At 73.1% G+C, this 18538-nt stretch carries 18 protein-coding genes and 2 pseudogenes; 16 read left to right on the plus strand and 4 right to left on the minus strand.

Annotated features, from left to right (window positions below; genetic code table 11):
- Positions 1-2: 2 nt before the first annotated feature.
- Both ACS3YM_RS16405 and ACS3YM_RS16410 read right to left on the minus strand, forming a co-directional pair.
- Positions 3-827 (minus strand): hypothetical protein, encoded by an 825-nt coding sequence (locus ACS3YM_RS16405; protein WP_439937501.1) that lies wholly within the window; start codon positions 825-827, stop codon positions 3-5.
- An 86-nt stretch (positions 828-913) separates the two neighbouring features.
- Positions 914-3091: a HelD family protein gene (locus ACS3YM_RS16410; protein WP_439937502.1), complete on the minus strand. Its 2178-nt coding sequence runs from the start codon at positions 3089-3091 to the stop codon at positions 914-916.
- A 153-nt stretch (positions 3092-3244) separates the two neighbouring features.
- On the opposite strand from ACS3YM_RS16410, the gene ACS3YM_RS16415 reads away from it, so the two are divergent.
- Complete coding sequence (locus tag ACS3YM_RS16415; RefSeq protein WP_439937503.1) at positions 3245-4258, plus strand: hypothetical protein; 1014 nt, start codon at positions 3245-3247, stop codon at positions 4256-4258.
- Between the two features lie 28 nt (positions 4259-4286).
- Here the strand turns inward: ACS3YM_RS16415 and ACS3YM_RS16420 are convergent, their stop codons facing one another.
- The gene (locus ACS3YM_RS16420) at positions 4287-5045 is read right to left on the minus strand and encodes an enoyl-CoA hydratase-related protein (protein WP_439937504.1); all 759 of its coding nucleotides are present in this window, start codon (positions 5043-5045) and stop codon (positions 4287-4289) included.
- Between the two features lie 56 nt (positions 5046-5101).
- On the opposite strand from ACS3YM_RS16420, the gene ACS3YM_RS16425 reads away from it, so the two are divergent.
- The 15 genes and pseudogenes from ACS3YM_RS16425 (at position 5102) to ACS3YM_RS16495 (ending at position 18101) form a co-directional block, all read left to right on the plus strand.
- On the plus strand, positions 5102-6658 hold the full coding sequence (locus tag ACS3YM_RS16425; RefSeq protein WP_439937505.1) for a molybdopterin-dependent oxidoreductase: 1557 nt from the start codon (positions 5102-5104) through the stop codon (positions 6656-6658).
- Positions 6659-6757: 99 nt separating this feature from the next.
- On the plus strand, positions 6758-7423 hold the full coding sequence (locus ACS3YM_RS16430; protein ID WP_439937506.1) for a fasciclin domain-containing protein: 666 nt from the start codon (positions 6758-6760) through the stop codon (positions 7421-7423).
- 36 nt (positions 7424-7459) lie between these two features.
- On the plus strand, positions 7460-8065 hold the full coding sequence (gene sigK / locus ACS3YM_RS16435) for an ECF RNA polymerase sigma factor SigK (RefSeq protein WP_439937507.1): 606 nt from the start codon (positions 7460-7462) through the stop codon (positions 8063-8065).
- Positions 8062-8799, plus strand: coding sequence for an anti-sigma factor (locus ACS3YM_RS16440; RefSeq protein WP_439937509.1), 738 nt, complete (start codon positions 8062-8064; stop codon positions 8797-8799). Before sigK ends, ACS3YM_RS16440 begins: the two co-directional genes overlap by 4 nt.
- A pseudogene (locus ACS3YM_RS16445) lies at positions 8799-10211 on the plus strand (NAD(P)/FAD-dependent oxidoreductase); the annotation flags it as partial. The gene ACS3YM_RS16440 and the pseudogene ACS3YM_RS16445, both read left to right, overlap by 1 nt.
- 48 nt (positions 10212-10259) lie before the next feature.
- Positions 10260-10955: pseudogene (locus ACS3YM_RS16450) on the plus strand (DUF1365 domain-containing protein); the annotation flags it as partial.
- Positions 10952-12346: a class I SAM-dependent methyltransferase gene (locus ACS3YM_RS16455; protein WP_439937510.1), complete on the plus strand. Its 1395-nt coding sequence runs from the start codon at positions 10952-10954 to the stop codon at positions 12344-12346. The pseudogene ACS3YM_RS16450 and the gene ACS3YM_RS16455, both read left to right, overlap by 4 nt.
- Before the next feature lie 8 nt (positions 12347-12354).
- Complete coding sequence (locus tag ACS3YM_RS16460; RefSeq protein ID WP_439937511.1) at positions 12355-13677, plus strand: class I SAM-dependent methyltransferase; 1323 nt, start codon at positions 12355-12357, stop codon at positions 13675-13677.
- Between the two features lie 38 nt (positions 13678-13715).
- Positions 13716-14453, plus strand: a complete 738-nt coding sequence (locus tag ACS3YM_RS16465) for a DUF1295 domain-containing protein (RefSeq protein ID WP_439939911.1) — start codon at positions 13716-13718, stop codon at positions 14451-14453.
- 61 nt (positions 14454-14514) lie between these two features.
- Positions 14515-15066: an RNA polymerase sigma factor gene (locus ACS3YM_RS16470; RefSeq protein ID WP_439937512.1), complete on the plus strand. Its 552-nt coding sequence runs from the start codon at positions 14515-14517 to the stop codon at positions 15064-15066.
- Positions 15067-15100: 34 nt separating this feature from the next.
- The gene (locus ACS3YM_RS16475; RefSeq protein ID WP_439937513.1) at positions 15101-15925 is read left to right on the plus strand and encodes a hypothetical protein; all 825 of its coding nucleotides are present in this window, start codon (positions 15101-15103) and stop codon (positions 15923-15925) included.
- A 190-nt stretch (positions 15926-16115) separates the two neighbouring features.
- Complete coding sequence (locus ACS3YM_RS16480) at positions 16116-16547, plus strand: helix-turn-helix domain-containing protein (RefSeq protein WP_439937514.1); 432 nt, start codon at positions 16116-16118, stop codon at positions 16545-16547.
- Between the two features lie 45 nt (positions 16548-16592).
- A complete protein-coding gene (locus tag ACS3YM_RS16485; protein WP_439937515.1) occupies positions 16593-17057 on the plus strand; it encodes a VOC family protein in 465 nt (154 codons plus the stop codon).
- Positions 17054-17533 (plus strand): cupin domain-containing protein, encoded by a 480-nt coding sequence (locus tag ACS3YM_RS16490; protein ID WP_439937516.1) that lies wholly within the window; start codon positions 17054-17056, stop codon positions 17531-17533. The genes ACS3YM_RS16485 and ACS3YM_RS16490 overlap by 4 nt, the downstream gene beginning before the upstream one ends.
- A gap of 16 nt (positions 17534-17549) precedes the next feature.
- Entirely contained in the window at positions 17550-18101 is a 552-nt protein-coding gene (locus tag ACS3YM_RS16495; RefSeq protein WP_439937517.1) for a protein-L-isoaspartate O-methyltransferase family protein, read from the plus strand.
- Here the strand turns inward: ACS3YM_RS16495 and ACS3YM_RS16500 are convergent, their stop codons facing one another.
- Positions 18102-18479, minus strand: coding sequence for an MmcQ/YjbR family DNA-binding protein (locus tag ACS3YM_RS16500; protein WP_439937518.1), 378 nt, complete (start codon positions 18477-18479; stop codon positions 18102-18104).
- Positions 18480-18538 lie beyond the last annotated feature (59 nt).

The raw sequence follows: 18538 nt of genomic DNA on the forward strand, positions 1-18538 counted from the left end.
GGCTAGGGGTACTTCACGTCGATACTCACCCAGTCGACGAGCATGTTGGGCTGCGCGCCCCCCGGCAAGACGTGCTCGGGCAGGACGTCCTTGTTGGACAGGCGCAGGTGGAAGGGGAGGGCGTTTCCCGGGACCCTGCGCGGGTCGGGGAGCAGGGCGCTCTCGTAGAGGCGGTCACCCTCGGCGTCGCTCGCGGAGAAGAGCACGTGGTCGCCGCCGACGGTGAACTCGGCGGAGTAGCCCCAGTAGGAGCGCCACGGCTCGGCACCCGCGGGGAAGGCGTGCGTCACCGGCCAGAGCTCGGGTGGCCTGCCGGTCGCGACGCACGCGTTGACGAGGGTCGCGGGGGTGTCGTCGTAGCAGAGGTGTGACCCGATCTGGGCGCCTGTCGACTTGAAGGGGCCGTAGCTCTCGATCACGTCGATCTCGCGCGGGTCGTTGCCGTCGGGATGCTGCACCCAGAGGGCGGCGTAGTTGGCGCTCGTGTCGGGCATGAGGAGACTGGCGGTGACCCGCACCTGCGTTCCCACCGGGAGAGTCCAGCCGGTGTTGGTGCGGATCTGGCCGAGCCGGCCGACGTCGAGCCGACCCAGGCCGTCCTGGACGGCTCCGTTCCAGCCTCCCATGGTGTGCCACTGCACCGACGCCACGCCGGCAGGGCCGTCGAACCCGTCGAAGAAGACGGTCTCCCAGCCCCACCCGGGGGCGGGGTCGGAGTCGATCGTCTCACCACGAGTGATCGACGCCTGCGCCGCAGAGCCGTGCACGAGGACCAGTGCGAGGACCGTCGACGCCACCGAGCCGATGGCGCGTGCGAGCCGAGACATCGGCCTCCCCCAGGTGAGGTCGTCGTGATCGTGGACGTGGCGAGCGGCGACCATACGTGCCGCCGCCGACACCCGGCTGCTCCGGGTCAGCCGACGGTGGTCAGCAGCTGCGTCGCGCGGGTGAGCACGACGTAGAGCGTCGCGCGCCCGGTGAGCGACTCGTCCTCGATCTCCTGCGGGGAGACCACAACGATGCCGTCGAACTCCAGGCCCTTGGTGTCGAGGCCCGTGAGGACCACGACGCGGTCCTCGCCGCTCGGGGTGACGCTCGAGTCGACGGCGGCGCGGGCGCCGGCGGCGTCGTCGGCGAGCTCGGGCCACGACGCCAGCCAGGCGTTGACCTCGGACCGGCGGGCCACGGGCACGACGATGCCGACGGTGCCCTCGACGCGACCGGCGGTCGTGACCACGGCCTCGCGGACGGCGGCCTCGAGGTCGTCGACCGGGCCGACGACCTGCGGCTCCTCGCCCGTGCGGCGTACGGCGTCGGGCAGGTCGGCGTCGAGCCCGACGCGGCGGGCGTAGTCGGCGGCGAAGGCGTAGATCTCGGCGGAGTTGCGGTAGTTGGTCGAGAGGTGGAACTCGTGGAGCTCCTTGCCCTCGAGCGCCTCCGACCGGGCGCGGGCGGCCTCCGGGGCGTCGGGCCACGAGGACTGCGCGGGGTCACCCACGATCGTCCAGCTCGCGGTGCGGCCACGGCGACCGACCATCCGCCACTGCATCGGCGTGAGGTCCTGCGCCTCGTCGATGAGGACGTGGGCGTAGCCGTCGTCCTCGATGCGGTGAGTCGGCGGTGCCCACTGCCGACCCCCGGGCGCGTACTCGCGCTCGGAGATCGTGGTCAGCTCCTGGAGGTCGACGCCGCCCTCGAGCAGGCCGGTCTCGTCGAGGTCGCGCTCGTCGTCGGTGCGCTGCGGCACGTCGCCGATCGCGTAGCGCAGCTCGTCGAGCAGCGGCACGTCCTCGATCGACAGGTCGCTCGCGTCCCACGACTTGGCGAGGAGGAGCTGCTCCTCGCGGGAGACGACGCCCTCCCCGACGCGAGCGAGGAAGTCGGGCTCGCGCAGCCAGCCGAAGACGGTGGCGGCGTCGAGCGGCGGCCACCACTCCGAGGCGAACTCGACGAAGCCGGCGTGGCCGAGCATGTCGTCGTCGAAGGCCTCACGCCCACGCTCGCGACCGCGCTCACCCTGCACCTGGCGCCACATGGCGTCGAGCAGGGTCTTGGCCACGCGGGGCAGCTGGCGGTTGCGCCGGCCCTGCGACATCAGCTGGCGACGCAGCCGTCCGAGGAGGCCGGGGTCGAGCACGATGGTCTCGTCGCGCCAGTAGATCCGGAAGCTGGTCGGGGCGCCGGGCGCGTGCTGGCGCGCCGTACGACGCAGCAGCTCGGCCATCCGGGTCGCACCCTTGATGTCGGCGACGGCCGGCTCGTCGTGCCGGGTCGCGCGCACGCCGCCGACGACCTCACCGAGCGAGCGCAGCGCCACCGCGGTCTCGCCGAGGCTGGGCAGGACCCGCTCGATGTAGCGCATGAAGACGCCGCTGGGACCGACGACGAGGACCCCGCCACCCTCGTAGCGGCGGCGGTCGGAGTAGAGCAGGAAGGCCGCGCGGTGCAGGGCGACGACGGTCTTGCCCGTGCCCGGGCCGCCGGAGATCGACACGACACCCTTGCCCGGGGCGCGGATCGCCTGGTCCTGCTCGGCCTGGATGGTGGCGACGATGGAGTGCATGGAGCGGTCGCGGGCCCGGGAGAGCTGCGCCATGAGCGCGCCCTCGCCGACGATCGGCAGGTCGGTCTCGGCCTCCTGGTCGAGCAGCTCGTCCTCGACGCCGATCACGGTGCGGTGGAGCGAGCGCAGGACACGACGTCGTACGACGCCCTGCGGGGTCGCCGCGGTGGCCTGGTAGAACACCCCGGCGGCGGGCGCGCGCCAGTCGATGAGCAGCACGTCACGGTCGGCGTTGCGCACGCCGATGCGCCCGATGTAGCGCGGCTCGGCGTCGATCGACGGGTCGAGGTCGAGCCGGCCGAAGACCAGGCCCTCGTGGGCAGCATCCAGCTGCGCGATCCGCTTGGCGGCCTGGAACACCATCGCGTCGCGCTCGACGAGACCGCCCTCGTGCTCCAGCTTGCCCCGGCTGTGACCCTCCGCGGCCAGCGCCTTCGCGCTGCGCGTCGACGCCTCGAGCTGGACGTAGACCTCGTCGACGTACTGCTGCTCCGCCGCGATCTCCCGCGCCTCGAGCTCCTCGCTCACACCTGCTCCTCATCCCCCGATGACAACTGCCCGTCTCCCGCGGACAGACCGACAAGCGTACCGGCGGGGGTGCGCGAACACCGACTTACCGGGAATCCGTGGAACGGCCCGCTCGTCCGCGCCGTCGAGTTGGATGAGGGCAGGAGGAGCCAGGTGGACAGCACGGACTCGCAGGTGGGGAGACCCCCGCGCGGCCGCGGGTGGGTGCCGAGGGCCGTCGTGGTCGCCCTCGCTGTCGCCCTCGTCGTCGGCGGCGCCTTCGCGCTGCCCCGCCTCCTGGCCGACGACGACCCTGCCCCCGCGAGCCCCAGCACCGACTGCGTCGCGACGACCGACGCCGACCTCGGCGAGGTCGGGGCCGAGGTCGGTGCCGCGGACGCACGGTGGGTCCGCTTCTGCCCGCTCGCCGACGAGGGTGCGGCCCAGCGGCTGCGCCATCCGCCGGGGGTGGTCACCGGCGACCTCGCGGCCGGGGTCGCGGCCAGCCTCCTCGAGACGGCGGCAGGTCGACCCGTGTGCACGATCGACGAGTCGAGCCCCGGACCGACCGGTCTCTTCCGGATCGAGGTCGGCCTCGCCGACGGGCGCGTGGCCGAGCTCGCCGGCGACACCGGCTGCAGCTCGCGCGACCAGGTGCTCTTCAGCCAGCTCGAGACGACGCTGCTGATGGACGCCGCGAGCGGGTCGGGCCCGCCCGGGCCGCTGCCGGCGCCGGTCACCTGTCCGGACCGCTTCACCACCACGCGGACCAACACCGACGGCGCCTCCGCCGCGCAGCTCGTCGACCCGGCCGAGCACCACTGGCAGTCGACGGTGCCGCTGCTGCCGCTCCCGGCCACCGCGGCCGACGTGTGCGCCTACGCCGGCGACGGCGGGCGTCGTGAGCTCGTGGACCAGTGGCAGGTCGGCACGCCGGTGTCGGAGTCGCTCCGCTCGGCCGCCACGACCGAGGTGTGGCTCGGCGCGATGACCGACTGCCAGCTCGACCCCGGCGCGAGGTCGTACGTCGTCGTCCTCACCGACGCGACCGGCACCGCCCGGACCCTGGCGCTGGACCCGACGGCGTGCGGGACCCTGCAGGCGGCCGTCGGCACCCCCGCCGTCGACACCTACCTCGGGCTCGCCACGATGCGCCTCCAGCGGCTGGTGGCTGGCAGCAGGCCATGACCGGGCGGGTGCGGTTACTTCTTGCGGGCTACTTCTTGCGGGAGAGGAAGGCGGTCATCGCCTCGCGCGCCTCGTCGCTGGCGAAGAGGCGGGTGCTGGTGGTGGCCATCTCCTCGCCGAGGGCGTCGATGCGGGCGACGAGGTCGCGGTTGAGGATGCGCTTGGACTCGCGCAGGCCCTGCGGTGCACCGGTCGCCAGGCTCGCGCAGGTGGCGGCGACCTCCTCGTCGAGGCGTTCGGCGGGCACCGCCTTCGTGACCAGTCCGTACGCCGCTGCCTCGGCGCCGCTGAACACCTCGCCGCCGAGGGTGGTGAGGGCCGCGGCCCGCGGGTTCATCCGGTGGTGGACGGTGAGGCTGATGATCGCGGCGGCCAGGCCGAGCTTGACCTCGGTGAGGGCGAAGGTCGCGTCCTCGGCGCTGATCGCCACGTCGGCGGCGGCGACGATGCCGATGCCGCCGGCGCGCACCGCGCCCAGGTTCTTGGTGACGACCGGCTTGTCGAGGGTGGCGATGAGCCGCTGCAGGTCGACGATCCTGCGGGTGCCGGCCTCCATCCCCTCGGTGCTCGCCTCGGTCAGGTCGGCGCCGGAGCAGAAGACCTTGCCGGAGCTCTCGACGAGCACCACGCGGACGTCGGCGTCCGCGGCCGCCCGCTCGAGGTGCGCGAACAGCTCGGTCACCAGCTGGCGGCTGAGGGCGTTGCGGTTGGCGGGGCTGTCGAGGGTGATCGTGGCGACGGCGTCGGCCACGGCGTAGTGGACCAGCTCGGCGGGGGCATCGGACATGGGCGCCATCCTGCCGCACGCCCATCCGTGGAGCCCGGCTGCTCCGAACACCACCCATGGACACCGACCAGGCCTCCCGCAGCGGACCCTCACGCAGCCGCGCGCTGCGCCACGCGGCGTACGGCGTGCTGGCGACGGTCGTCGGCCTGGCGGCCGCGCACCTGGTCGCCGCCCTCACCGTCCCGGCGGCCTCGCCCGTGCTGGCGGTCGGCTCGACGGTCATCGACCTGACACCGACGCCGCTCAAGGAATGGGCGATCCGGCAGTTCGGCAGCGCCGACAAGGCGGTGCTCGTCGGCTCGGTGGTCGTCGTGGTCCTGCTGCTCGCGGCGGTCGCCGGCGTCGTCGCGGCCCGCCGCGAGACCGTCGGCCTGCTCGTCGTCGTCGGCCTGGCCGGCGTCGCGGGCGTGCTGGCGGCCGTGCGCCCCGGCGCCGGGCCGCTGGACCTCCTGCCTGCCCTCGTCGCGGCCGCGGTCGCCGCCACCTCGCTGTGGTGGCTGCACCGCGTCGACGACCCGGGCTCCGCGGGACCGTCGCCGGGGAGCGGCAGCGGTCCGAGCCGGCGCGGGGTCGTGCTGGCGACCGGCGGCCTCGCCGCGGCCGCAGTGACCATGGGAGCGCTCGGCCGCTGGGTGACGTCGTACCGCCTCGGCGGGACCGACGTCACCCTGCCGGTCGCCACCGACCCCGCGTCCTCCTTCCCCTCGGGCCTGGAGCAGACCCACGACGGCATCACGCCGCTGCGGACGCCGACGGCCGAGTTCTACCGGGTGGACACCCGGCTCACCGTGCCGGCCGTGGACGTCGACTCGTGGACCCTCACCATCGACGGCGACGTCGACCGGGAGGTCACGCTGACCTTCGACGACCTCGTGGCGATGGACACGATCGAGCGCGACATCACCCTCACCTGCGTCTCCAACGAGGTGGGCGGGCCCTACGTCGGTGGCGCCCGCTGGCTCGGCGTGCCGCTGGCCGACGTGCTCGCCAGGGCAGGCATCGACGGCACGGGGGCCGACCAGATCCTCTCGACCGACGTCGACGGGATGACCATCTCGACACCGCTCGACGTGGCGCTCGACGGGCGCGACGCGATGATCGCGATCGGCATGAACGGCGGCCCGCTCCCGCGTGCCCACGGCTTCCCTGCCCGCATGGTGGTGCCCGGGCTCTACGGCTTCGTCAGCGCCTGCAAGTGGATCACCCGGATGACCCTGACGACGTACGACGCCCAGCAGGCCTACTGGACCGAGCGGGACTGGGCCGTCGACGCCCCGATCAAGATCGCCAGCCGGATCGACACCCCCAAGCCGTTGTCGGACAGCGCGGCCGGGAAGGTCGTCATCGGCGGCATCGCCTGGGCCCAGCACGTGGGCATCGACAAGGTCGAGGTGCGCATCGACGGCGAGGCCTGGCGTCCCGCGAAGCTCGGCCCGCAGGTCTCCGACGACTACTGGCGGCAGTGGTACGTCGAGTGGGACGCCGAGCCGGGTCAGCACTTCATCGCGTGCCGGGCGACCAACAAGGACGGCGAGGTCCAGAGCCCCGCCCGGATGACGCCGTTCCCGGAAGGCGCCTCGGGGCTCCAGGAAATCTCCGTCAACGTCGTCTGAATTTTCTTGAAGTTTCACCCATCCGCCCGGCCGGCAGCTCCGAACACCTCACGACAGCGGGCCTCGCGGCCCCGATGGCCCCCACCGAAAGGCACTCCCATGAACACCCTGCTCCGCACCCGCACCCGCACCCTCGGGCTCGCCGCCCTCGCCCTGACCGCGTCCATGAGCCTGGCTGCCTGCGGCAGCGAGGACGACGGCGCCAGCGCCTCCGACGACACCACCTCGTCGTCGACGCCGATGGAGTCCGAGTCGTCCTCCGAGGCGCCCATGGAGTCCGAGGCGCCGATGGCTGACGGTCCGTTCGGTCCCGGCTGCGCCGGCGTCCCCACCGAGGGCGAGGGTTCCGTCAAGGGCATGGCCGACGACCCGGTCGCCACCGCCGCATCCAACAACCCGCTGCTCACGACGCTCGTCGCGGCGGTCACCGAGGCCGGCTTGGTCGACACCCTCAACTCGGCCGAGAACCTGACCGTCTTCGCGCCCACTGACGACGCGTTCGCTGCGATCCCGAAGAAGGACCTGAACGCGCTCCTCGCGGACAAGAAGGCCCTCACCACGGTCCTCACGCACCACGTGATCGGCGAGCGCCTCTCGCCCGAGGACGTCGCGGGCGACCAGGAGACCTTGGCCGGCGACATGCTTGCCGTCGAGGGCTCGGGCGAGAACTTCACCATCGGTGACGCCACCGTCGTCTGCGGCAACGTGCAGACGGCCAACGCCACCGTCTATGTCGTCGACCAGGTCCTGATGCCGCAGATGTGATGGTCCCCCCGGACCCACACTGCAAGGATCACTGACGTGGACCACGTGAGGCCCGTACCGGACGGGACGCCCCAGGGCGTCCCGTCCCGGGGCGATGCAACCCGCCTGGCCGACCTCCTGCACCGGGCCGGGCTCGGCGACGAGGCGGCGTTCGCCGAGTTCTACGACGCCACCTCGGCGCGGGCCTACGGCCTGGCGCTGCGCGTCGTACGCAACCCGGCCCATGCCGAGGAGGTCACCCAGGAGGCCTACTTCGACGCGTGGCGCTCGAGCACGAGGTACGACGCCGGGCGCGGCAGCGCGGCCGGCTGGCTGCTCACGATCGTGCACCGCAAGGCCGTCGACCGGGTCCGCTCCGTCGAGGCCGCCACCGCGCGCGACGAGAGCTGGGACCGGGAGACCGCTCCGGTCGACCACGACCAGACGTCCGAGGCGGCCCACGCCTCGCTCGACGCGGCCCGGGTGCGCGGCGCGGTCGCCACCCTGACCGACGTCCAGCGCCAGGCCGTCGAGCTCACCTACTTCGGCGGCTACACCCACACCGAGGTCGCCGCCCTGCTGGACGTGCCCCTCGGCACCGCCAAGACCCGAATACGCGACGGCCTGATCCGCCTGCGAGACCTGATGGGAGTTGCCTCATGAGCGATGATCCGCACAAGCTCACGGGCGCCTACGCCGTGGACGCGCTCGACGACCTCGAGCGTGCCCGCTTCGAGCAGCACCTGTCGGGCTGCGAGGACTGCCGGGCCGAGGTCGCCGAGCTCCGCGAGACCGCGGCGCTCCTGGCCGAGACCGTCGCCACGCCGCCGCCCGCGTCGCTGCGCGACTCGGTGCTCGCCGGCATCTCCCAGATCCGTCCGCTCCCGCCCGAGCTCCCCGCGTCCTCTCCCCAGGAGGCTCCTCGCAGTGCGCCTGCCGGTGCTGGGCGTCGGCGGATGCCCCTCCTCGTCGCGGCGGCACTCGCCGTCCTCGTCGGTGTCGGCGCCATGATCGTGGCACCGTGGGCCGACGACGAGCCCCGCCTCACCGCGGCCGAGCAGGTGCTCCGGGCCGCCGACGCCGAGCACGTCTTCCTCGACCTCGGCGAGGCCGGTCGCGCCACCGTCACCCGGTCGAAGTCGCAGGACCGGGCCGTCATCACCACCGAGGACATGGTCTCCGCGCCGGAGGGCAAGGCCTACGAGCTGTGGTTCCAGACGCCCGAGGACGACATGGTGCCGGCCGGCATGATGCCCGACAGCGCCGACCAGACGGTGGTCCTCGACGGGCCGGCCGCCGAGGCGGTCGCCGTGGGCATCACGATCGAGCCCGAGGGTGGGTCGCCGGAGCCCACCACCGAGCCGATCGCGCTCTTCGACCTCACCGAGGCGACGTGATCACGACAGGGCAGCGCCGGGTCGCGGTCGTCGGCTCCGGCGTCGCCGGACTGACGGCCGCCTGGATCGCGTCGCGCACGGCCCACGTCACGCTCTACGAGGCCGACGACCGGCTCGGCGGCCACGCCGACACCCACCGGGTGCCGACCGCCGACGGCGAGCTGGCCATCGACACGGGCTTCATCGTGCACAACCGGCGCACCTACCCGACGCTGCTGCGCCTCTTCGCCGAGCTGGGCATCGAGACCCAGCCGTCGGAGATGTCGCTCTCGGTGAGCGACGCCGGCACGGGCGTGGAGTACGCCGGCGCGCTGGGGGCGCGCGGCCTCTTCGCCCAGCCCTCCTCGCTCCGCTCCCGCGATCACTGGCGGATGCTGCTCGAGATCCCCCGCTTCCACCGGCGGGCGCGAGCCCTGCTGGCCACCGACCCCGGTCCGTCATCCGGATCCGGACCTGTCGGTGCGGGTTCGCATGACGGATCGAGCGGCGACCAGACGCTGCGCGACTTCCTGCGCGACGGCGGCTTCTCCGACGGGTTCGTGCGGCACTTCATGGAGCCGCTCGTCGCGGCCGTGTGGTCGTGCGACCCCGCGACCTCGCTGGACTACCCCGCGCGCTACCTCTTCACCTTCCTCGAGCACCACGGCATGCTCGGGGTCTTCGGCTCACCGCAGTGGCGCACGGTCACCGGCGGCTCGGGCACCTACGTGGCCGCGGTCGCGGCGGGCCTGCAGGACGTGCGCACGGAGACCAAGGTGACCTCGGTCCGCGAGCTCGCCGACGGGGTCGCGGTCACCGACGGCAGCGGCGCCACCACGACGTACGACGCGGTCGTCATCGCCACCCACCCCGCCCAGGCCCTCGGCATCCTCGAGGCACCGACCGACCTGCAGCGCGAGATCCTCTCCTCCCTGCCCTACAGCAGCAACCCGGCGCTGCTCCACACCGACACCTCGCTGCTCCCCCGCGCCCGCAACGCCCGCGCGTCGTGGAACTTCCATCGCCCTGCGAGTGAGCTTGCGAACTCGCAGACCCAGGCGGGGAGGTCGAGGAGCGTCGGATCGGACCCGAGCTTGCGAGGGGACGATCGAGGCGTCTCGAAACCAGGTGCGACCCAGGAGACCGGCGGGGTCACCGTCACCTACGACCTCACCCGGCTCCAGCGCCTGCCCACCGACGTGCACTACCTCGTCACCCTCGGCGGCGAGCACCTCGTCGACCCGGCGACGGTGATCGACCGGATGGAGTACGAGCACCCGCTCTACACCCCCGAGTCCGTGGCCGCGTCGCGTCGGCTGCCCGAGATCAACACCGACCGGGTCGCCTTCGCGGGCGCCTACCACGGCTGGGGGTTCCACGAGGACGGCGCCCGATCGGGGCTCGCGGCCGCGACCCACCTCGGCCTGCCCTGGACCCGCACCACCCGGGTCCTGCCGACGCCGGGCCGGTTCGAGACCACCATCCGGCACACGCGCCGCACGCCCTTCAAGCGGAGCTTCGAGCACTCCTCGACCTTCTGGCTCGTCGACCTCGACGACCTGCCGGACCACGGCGTGCTCGCGCGCTTCGAGGCCCGCGACCACCTCGGCTCGCCCGAGCGGACGCTGCGGCACAACGTCGAGGCGTTCCTCGCCGACCACGGCGTCAGCCTCGGCGACGGCGAGCGCCCCGGCACGATCCTGATGGCCGCCAACCCCCGCTCGCTGGGCTACGCCTTCAACCCGATCAGCGTCTTCTGGTGCTTCGACGACCACGGCGAGCAGGCAGGCGTCGTCGTCGAGGTGCACAACACCTACGGCGACCGGCACGCCTACCTCGTCCACCCCGACGAGCAGGGGCGGGCCCGCACCGAGAAGGCGATGTACGTCTCCCCCTTCCACGGCGTCGACGGCACGTACGACGTCGCCGCGCCGATCCCCACCGACCGCCTGCACGTGGCGGTCACGCTGCGCGGGCACGACCGCGACGAGGCGGGCGGCGAGTCCTCGCCCTTCAGCGCCAGCCTCACCGGCACCCGCAGCGACGTCCCCGTCCGCAAGACCCTCGGTGCCGCCCTGCGCGGCAGCGCGCTCATCCGGGCCCACGGCACCTGGCTGTGGGCGCGCCGGCTGCCGATCCGTCCCCGACCCCACCACCGCCAGGAGGGCGTGCGATGACCCTCGAGAAGAACCGACCCGACGTCACCCTCCCCGCTGAGGCACCCGCTGACACCGCCGCGGCCGCCCAGGGCATGCCCTCCCTGGAGCCGCTGGTCCGCGGGCCCCGCACGGCGATCTCCGCCGCCGTCGCCCGCCGCCTGTTCCGCGCCGCCGTCGCCCGGCTCGCGGTGACGGTGGTCGAGGGCCCAGGAGGTCGCACGCTCGGGCAGGGCGGCCCCCGGATGGTCCTGCACCGCCCTGACGAGTTCTACGCGCGCCTGGGCCGCGACGGACTGATCGGCTTCGGGGAGGCCTACCTGACCGGCGCCTGGGACGCCGAGGACCTCGCGGGCTTCCTCACCGTGCCGGCGGCCCGGATCGCGACGCTGGTCCCGGACTCCCTGCAGCGGCTGCGCGCACTGGTCACCCCCCGCATGCCGGGGCACCACCGCAGCACCGAGGCCAACAGCCAGGCCAACGTCTCCCACCACTACGACCTGTCCAACGACCTCTTCGCGCTCTTCCTCGACGAGACGCTGAGCTATTCGTCTGCCCTGTTCGACACCTCCCTCTCGACTGTGGACCCGGGGACCGACGGGTGGTCCCGCACGGCTGGTGACCACCTCGTCGCCACTCCACCAGAGCCCACCGACAACCCGGACCCGCTCCTCCACAACAGCGACCTCGCGGCGGCACAGGCCAACAAGATCGAGCGGCTGCTCGACGCGGCGGGCGTCACCGACGGCACCCGGGTGCTGGAGATCGGCACCGGGTGGGGCGAGCTCGCGATCCGGGCAGCCCGACGTGGCGCGACGGTCCACTCGATCACCCTCTCGGTCGAGCAGCTCGAGCTGGCCGAGCAGCGCGTCGCCGCGGCCGGCCTGGCCGACCGGGTGACGATCGAGCTGATGGACTACCGCTCGCTGGCCGCGACCCGGGCGTCGTACGACGCCGTCGTCTCGGTCGAGATGATCGAGGCCGTCGGCCACGAGTTCTGGGGTACCTACTTCCGCACCATCGACGAGGTGCTCGCCCCCGGCGGCCGGGTCGCCATCCAGGCGATCACCATGCCGCACGACCGGATGCTCGCCACCCGTGGCGGTCACACGTGGATCAACAAGTACATCTTCCCCGGCGGCTTCCTCCCGAGCGTGGAGGTCATCGACGAGGTCACCCGCGACGAGACGTCGCTGCGACTGGTCGGGCAGCTCGACTTCGGCAGCCACTACGCCGAGACCCTGCGCCGCTGGGACCGCCGGTTCCTCGCCCAGCGCGACGCGGTGCTGGGCCTGGGGTTCGACGACCTCTTCATGCGGGTGTGGCACTTCTACCTCGCCTACTCGCAGGCCGGCTTCGCCAGCGGCTACATCAACGTCTCGCAGCTCACCCTGGCCCGGGAGGCCCAGTGACGGACCACGTGGCACAGACCGCTCCGCCCACCACCTCCGGTCCGACCCCCGGCACCGGGATCGCCGAGCGCCTCGCCGAGGCGGTGCGGCCGTTCATCGGCGGCGACCTCCCGGTCCGGCTGCAGGCCTGGGACGGCTCGCTGGCCGGCCCCGCGGACGCACCGCTGGTGGTGCTCCGCTCGCCCGACGCGCTGCGCCGCCTGCTGTGGCACCCGGGGGAGCTCGGTGCCGCGCAGGCCTACGTCACGGGCGAGCTCGACGTGCCGGAGCAGGACGGGTGGGACCTCGGGTCCGCGCTGACGCACGCGTTCGCCGTGGGCGCCGAGCGCGGCCTGTCCGGCGTACGCCTCTCGCCCCGCGCGCTGCTCGACGCGGTCCGCGCCGTCGCCGGGCTCGGCGCGCTCGGCCGCCCGCCGGCCCCGCCCGCCTCCCAGGCACGGATCAAGGGTCGGCTGCACAGCCTGGCGCGCGACCGGTCCTCGATCAGCCACCACTACGACCTCTCCAACGAGTTCTACTCCCTGATCCTCGAGCCGCAGATGGCCTACAGCTGCGGCTACCACGCGACGCCGGACACCCCGCTCGAGGAGGCGCAGCGCGCCAAGCTCGACCTCGTGTGCACCAAGCTCGGCCTCGAGCCGGGCATGCGGATGCTCGACGTCGGCTGCGGGTGGGGCTCGCTGTCCCTGCACGCGGCGCAGCACTTCGGGGCACAGGTCACCGGAGTGACGATCTCGGCGGAGCAGAAGAAGCTCATCGACGCCCGGATCGCCGAGCGGGGCCTCGAGGACCGGGTCGAGATCCGGCTCCAGGACTACCGCGAGGTCCCCGAGCGCGACCACTTCGACGCCGTCGGCTCCCTCGAGATGGGCGAGCACGTCGGCGCCAGCAACTACCCGACCTACGTCGAGGTGCTGCGCCGCGCGGTGCGACCCGGCGGTCGCGTGCTGGTGCAGCAGATGTCGCGCCAGGGCGCCGGCGGTGGCAAGCACCCCGGCGGTGGCCCCTTCATCGAGTCCTTCATCGCCCCGGACATGACCATGCGTCCCGTCGGCGAGACGGTCGACCTCATCGAGGCCGGCGGGCTCGAGGTGCGCGACGTGCACGCGATGCGCGAGCACTACGTCCTGACCGTCGGCGGCTGGATGGACAACTTCGAGGCCAACCTCGACCGCCTGCGCGAGCTCGTCGGCGAGGAGGTCGTCCGCGTGTGGCGGCTCTACCTCGTCGGCGGCGCGCTCGCCTTCCGCGACGGCCGGATGGGGGTCGACCAGGTCCTCGCCGTCCGCCCCGGCGCACCCCACACCCTGCCGCCGGTGCGCACGTGGTGAGCGTCGTCCTCACCGCGACCTTGACGGCCCTCGTCGTCATGGGCGTCACCGCCTTGGTCAGCCGCCGGGTCGACCGCGTCGCCGTGGTGGACGTCGCGTGGGGCCTCGTGTTCGTCGCGATCGCGCTCGTCCTGGCCGCCCTCTGGCCGGACACCCACTCGTGGCTGCTGGCACTGCTCGTCGTCGTCTGGGGCGGCCGACTGGCGTGGCACATCGGCCGTCGCTCGCGCGGGCACGGCGAGGATCCCCGCTACGAGAAGATGCTCGGCGGTCCCGGCTGGACCTCCGGCGCCGCGCACGTGGTCACGCGGGTGTTCCTCACGCAGGCCGTGGTCGCGCTGCTGATCTCGGCGCCGCTGCAGGTCGCAGCGGCGTACGACGTCCGTTGGTGGCCCGTCGTCTGGGTCGGAGCGGCCGTGTGGGCGCTCGGCCTGTTCTTCGAGGTCGTCGGGGACGCGCAGCTCGAGGCGTACAAGGCCGAGCCGCGCGAGTCACGGCCGCGGATCCTGGACACCGGGCTCTGGGGCTGGACGCGCCACCCCAACTACTTCGGCGACGCCTGCGTGTGGTGGGGCCTCTGGATCGCCGGCGCGCTCGCGCTGGGGTGGCTCCCCGGCCTGCTCACGGTGTGGGCGCCGGCGGCCATGACCTTCTTCGTGCGCAACGTGACGGGGGCCAAGCTGCTCGAGCGGACCATGTCGCAGCGCCCGGGCTGGGACGAGTACGCCGCCCGGGTGCCGCTGTTCGTCCCGCGTCCGCCGCGCCACCCACGCTGACACGCCCGGTCCTCCCGGCGCGGGGTTCGCGTCCCGCCGGGGCGTGGGGTAGAAAACGCGGGTGTCCGGTCCAGATCCCCTCGACGACGCGGTCCAGCGCATGCTGGCGGGCGACGACGAGGCGTTCCGCACCGTCTACCGGGCCCTCCAACCGCCCCTGCTGCGCTACCTGACGGTGCTGGTGGGGGTGGCCGACGCGGAGGACATGGCCAGCGAGGCGTGGTCGCAGGCATTCCGCGACCTCGACCGGTTCAGCGGCGGCGCCGACGGCTTCCGCGGGTGGGTCACCACGATCGGTCGCAACCGTGCCCTCGACCACCTGCGCCGCAACAGCCGGCGGCCCGTGAGCGACCAGCCCGTCGAGGACCTCGTCGACCTGCCGGACAGCGCCGACGTGGAGCTCGACACGCTCGGCCGGGTCAACTCCGAGGCCATCCTCGCCCTGATCGCCGCCCTCCCGCGCGAGCAGGCCGAGGCGATCATGCTGCGCACGGTGCTGGGCTTCGACGCACCGACGGCGGCGCGGATCCTCGGCAAGCGCCCCGGCGCGGTCCGGGCGGCGGCGCACCGCGGGCTGAAGCAGCTGGCGAAGAAGATCGCGGACGAGCCGTAACACCTGCGCCCGCCCCGACGCTGAAGGAAGTGAGATGAACGACCACGAGCTCCGCCTGTCCCGCCGCGAGTCCGAGCGCCTGCTCGACGACCCGGCGGCGCACGACAGCGCTCTCGGCTGGGCCCTCTCCGCAGCCAACGCCCCCGCGCACCGCGGTGAGCTGCGTCGAGAGGACGCGACGGTGGCCGCCTTCCACGCCGCCCGGCTGAGCCCGCCCCCGGCGACCCGGAGCAACTACGTGTCCCCCTCCGCGCTCGGGCGCCGCGCCGCCGCACGCGCGGTCGTCGCCACCGGCGCCGTCGTCGCGCTGACCTCCGGTGGCTTCGCGCTGGCGAGCTCCGTGGACCTGCCGACGCTCCCGGGCCAGGCGTCCGACCGGGCCTCCGAGTCAGTGGCCAGGGCGCCGCAGCCGAGGCGGACCACGTCGACCTCGTCCACGACCGCTTCCGAGGACCCCTCGGAGTCCGCAGAGGCAGGGACGTCGGACGACGCCGAGACCTCCGGGGCGACCCCGACGCCCAGCTTCAAGGGCCTGTGCAAGGCCTACCAGGCCAAGGACCGCACCTCGGCCGGCAAGTCCCTGGACAGCGCGGCGTTCACCGCCCTCGCCACCGAGGCCGGCAGCGTCGAGGGGATCGCGGAGTACTGCGTCGCGCTCATCGGTGAGCCCCGGGAGACCGGCAAGCCGTCCGAGCTGCCGACCCCGACCGCCAAGCCCACTCCCGGCGGGCCCACGGACAAGCCGACGGGCAAGCCGTCCGTCCGGCCGACGCCGGCCGCCAAGCCCACTCCCGGCAAGCCCACCGACAAGCCGTCCGGCGGGCCGAACGACAAGCCCGCGCCCAGCAAGAACAACTGAAGACTTCCGGTTCCTCGGAGCCGGGGCGGCCGCGTTCCGCGGGGCCACGCCCACGCACCCGTACCACCACTCCCATCTGCGTACGGATCTCCCAAGAGCGTCGGGTCGACGTCCCACAGCGCGATCCAGCGGCACGACCCCTGCGGGTTCGTGCCGCTGGGCTGTCCCCGGCAGGGGCTAGGTTCGGGCCGTGAGCCAGCCGCGGGAGCTCTCCGCCCAGGAGGACACCAACCGCCGGATGCTGCGCGCCCGCGACGAGATGGACCGCCGCTACGCCGAGCCGCTCGACGTGCCCACGCTCGCGGCGATCGCGCACCTGTCCGCGTCGCGGTTCGGCCGGGTGTTCAAGGACGTCTACGGCGAGACGCCGCACCGCTACCTCCAGCGTCGTCGGGTCGAGCGCGCGATGACGCTGCTCCGTCAGACCGACCGGCCGGTCACCGACGTCGCGTGGGACGTCGGGTTCGCCAGCCTCGGCACCTTCAGCCGGACCTTCAGCAACGTCGTCGGGATGTCACCGACCGAGTTCCGCGCCCAGCACGCTCCGGTCGCGGTCCCGTCGTGCTTCATCGCCGCGTGGACGCGGCCACGGGAGAAGCAGACAGCTGCCCCAAGACAGTGATTTCGGAGAAGCACGACGACCACGTCGCTGACTAGCGTCAGCGTCATGACCACCAACCACATCACCTCGCTCCACATCCGCAGCGTGCCGGTCCTCGACCAGGACGAGGCGCTCGACTTCTACACGACCCACCTCGGTTTCGAGGTCCGCGACGACATCGACCTCGGCTTCATGCGCTGGCTCACCGTCGGCGTGCCCGGCCAGGACACCGCACTGCTCCTCGAGCTCGTCGGCGGCCCGCAGCACGACGAGGCGACCGCGGCCCAGGTGCGCGAGCTCGTCACGAAGGGGGCGCTCGGTGGGCTCTTCCTCATCAGCGACGACGTGCAGGCGACGTACGCCGCGCTCCGCGACGCCGGCGTCGAGATCACCCAGGAGCCCGTCACCCAGCCCTACGGCACCGACTTCGGGATCCGCGACCCCTTCGGCAACCAGATCCGGATCAACCAGCCGGGCGGGGCGAGCTCGCAGGAGATCCAGGAGCAGTACGACGCGGCGGGCGCGAAGTGAGCTATCCGCCGCCGACCTACCACGGTGAGTCCGGCGAGATCTCTGCGCACGTCGTGCGCGCGGGGATCGAGCCGGCCACCGTCTACCCCAATGGCAACAAGGTCTTCTACCTCGCCCGGGGCACCGAGACGGCCGGCACGTTCGGCCTCTACCGCTGGGAGTTCGCGGGCCCGGTGAGCGGTCCGGGCGCGCACTTCCACCGCACGATCACCGAGTCGTTCTACGTCCTCGAGGGCACGGTCACGATCTTCGACGGCAAGGACTGGGTGAAGTGCCACGCCGGCGACTTCGCCCACGTGCCCGCCGGCGGGATCCACGGCTTCCGCAACGAGGACGGTGCCGCCGAGATGCTGCTCCACTTCGCCCCGGGCGCCCCGCGGGAGGCCTACTTCGAGCAGCTGGCCGCCGGCATCGGAGACTTCGACGAGGACGCCCGCGACCGATTCATGCGGGAGCACGACAACACGTGGGTCTGAGGCGCACGCTGGTGCGATGGACCCGGTGAAGGCAGCGTTCGACGCGACTCCGCGGCGGGACTACCTCCCGCGCGCGGTGCGTCGGCGGGCGGCGTACGACGGTCCGCTGCAGATCGCGGCCGGCCAGACCAACTCCCAGCCGCGCACCGTCGCCGACATGCTGCGGCTGCTCGACGTGCGGCCGGGCCAGCGGGTGCTCGACGTCGGGTCCGGGTCGGGCTGGACGACGGCGCTGCTGGCGCACCTCGTCGGGCCGACCGGCTCGGTGCTCGGCGTCGAGCTCGAGCCGCAGCTCGTCTCCTTCGGGGCGGAGAACCTTGCCCGCGCCGCCCGCCCGTGGGCGTCGATCCGCCTCGCCACGCCGGGCGTGCTCGGCGACCCGGGCGGTGCGCCGTACGACCGGATCCTGGTGTCGGCCGAGCCCGACCAGCTGCCGCAGGAGCTCGTCGACCAGCTCGCCGACGATGGCGTGCTGGTGATCCCCGTGGCCGGCACGATGCTGCGCGTCACCAACCCGGGCGCCGTGGTGACGCAGCACGGGCGCTACCGGTTCGTGCCGCTGCGCTGATCAGGCGCCCGGGCGGGCGACCTGCTCGGCGAGGTTGGCCGGCGCCTGGATGCAGTAGGAGTCGGTGAGGAGCTCGGCGAGCTCCTCCCAGTCGGTGTCGTCGTCGAGGACCATGCCGATCACGTTGCCGCCCCAGCTGGAGCGGAAGTAGGGCGCGCCCATGTGCTCGAACGCCGCCACCTCGTCGGGCTCGCCGCGGAAGGTGATCCGGAAGACCTGGTCCTCACCGCCGAAGACGTGGGCCACCGTCGCGCCGCCGACCCGCCACCGGGTGCCGGTCCACGCCGGCTCCTGCTCGCACCGCGGCATCGCACCCAGCACGGCGTGGATGCGCAGCACCCACTCCTCGGGCACGAGCGGACGGTCTGCGAGGGCCACGGTGTGATCCTGCCACCGCGGTCGGACAGCCCGCCCGATCCGTCATACGAACCCGCCGG

This window comes from Nocardioides sp. N13(2025) (assembly GCF_051912545.1).
Taxonomy (GTDB): Bacteria; Actinomycetota; Actinomycetes; order Propionibacteriales; family Nocardioidaceae; genus Nocardioides.

Coding starts and splice junctions, on each gene's coding strand:
- ACS3YM_RS16405 (WP_439937501.1), bottom strand. CDS start 827: ATGTCTCGGCTCGCACGCGCCATCGGCTCGGTGGCGTCGACGGTCCTC.
- ACS3YM_RS16495 (WP_439937517.1), top strand. CDS start 17,550: ATGGACCCGGTGAAGGCAGCGTTCGACGCGACTCCGCGGCGGGACTAC.
- ACS3YM_RS16475 (WP_439937513.1), top strand. CDS start 15,101: ATGAACGACCACGAGCTCCGCCTGTCCCGCCGCGAGTCCGAGCGCCTG.
- ACS3YM_RS16420 (WP_439937504.1), bottom strand. CDS start 5,045: ATGTCCGATGCCCCCGCCGAGCTGGTCCACTACGCCGTGGCCGACGCC.
- ACS3YM_RS16440 (WP_439937509.1), top strand. CDS start 8,062: ATGAGCGATGATCCGCACAAGCTCACGGGCGCCTACGCCGTGGACGCG.
- ACS3YM_RS16455 (WP_439937510.1), top strand. CDS start 10,952: ATGACCCTCGAGAAGAACCGACCCGACGTCACCCTCCCCGCTGAGGCA.
- ACS3YM_RS16465 (WP_439939911.1), top strand. CDS start 13,716: ATGGGCGTCACCGCCTTGGTCAGCCGCCGGGTCGACCGCGTCGCCGTG.
- ACS3YM_RS16430 (WP_439937506.1), top strand. CDS start 6,758: ATGAACACCCTGCTCCGCACCCGCACCCGCACCCTCGGGCTCGCCGCC.
- ACS3YM_RS16485 (WP_439937515.1), top strand. CDS start 16,593: ATGACCACCAACCACATCACCTCGCTCCACATCCGCAGCGTGCCGGTC.
- ACS3YM_RS16425 (WP_439937505.1), top strand. CDS start 5,102: ATGGACACCGACCAGGCCTCCCGCAGCGGACCCTCACGCAGCCGCGCG.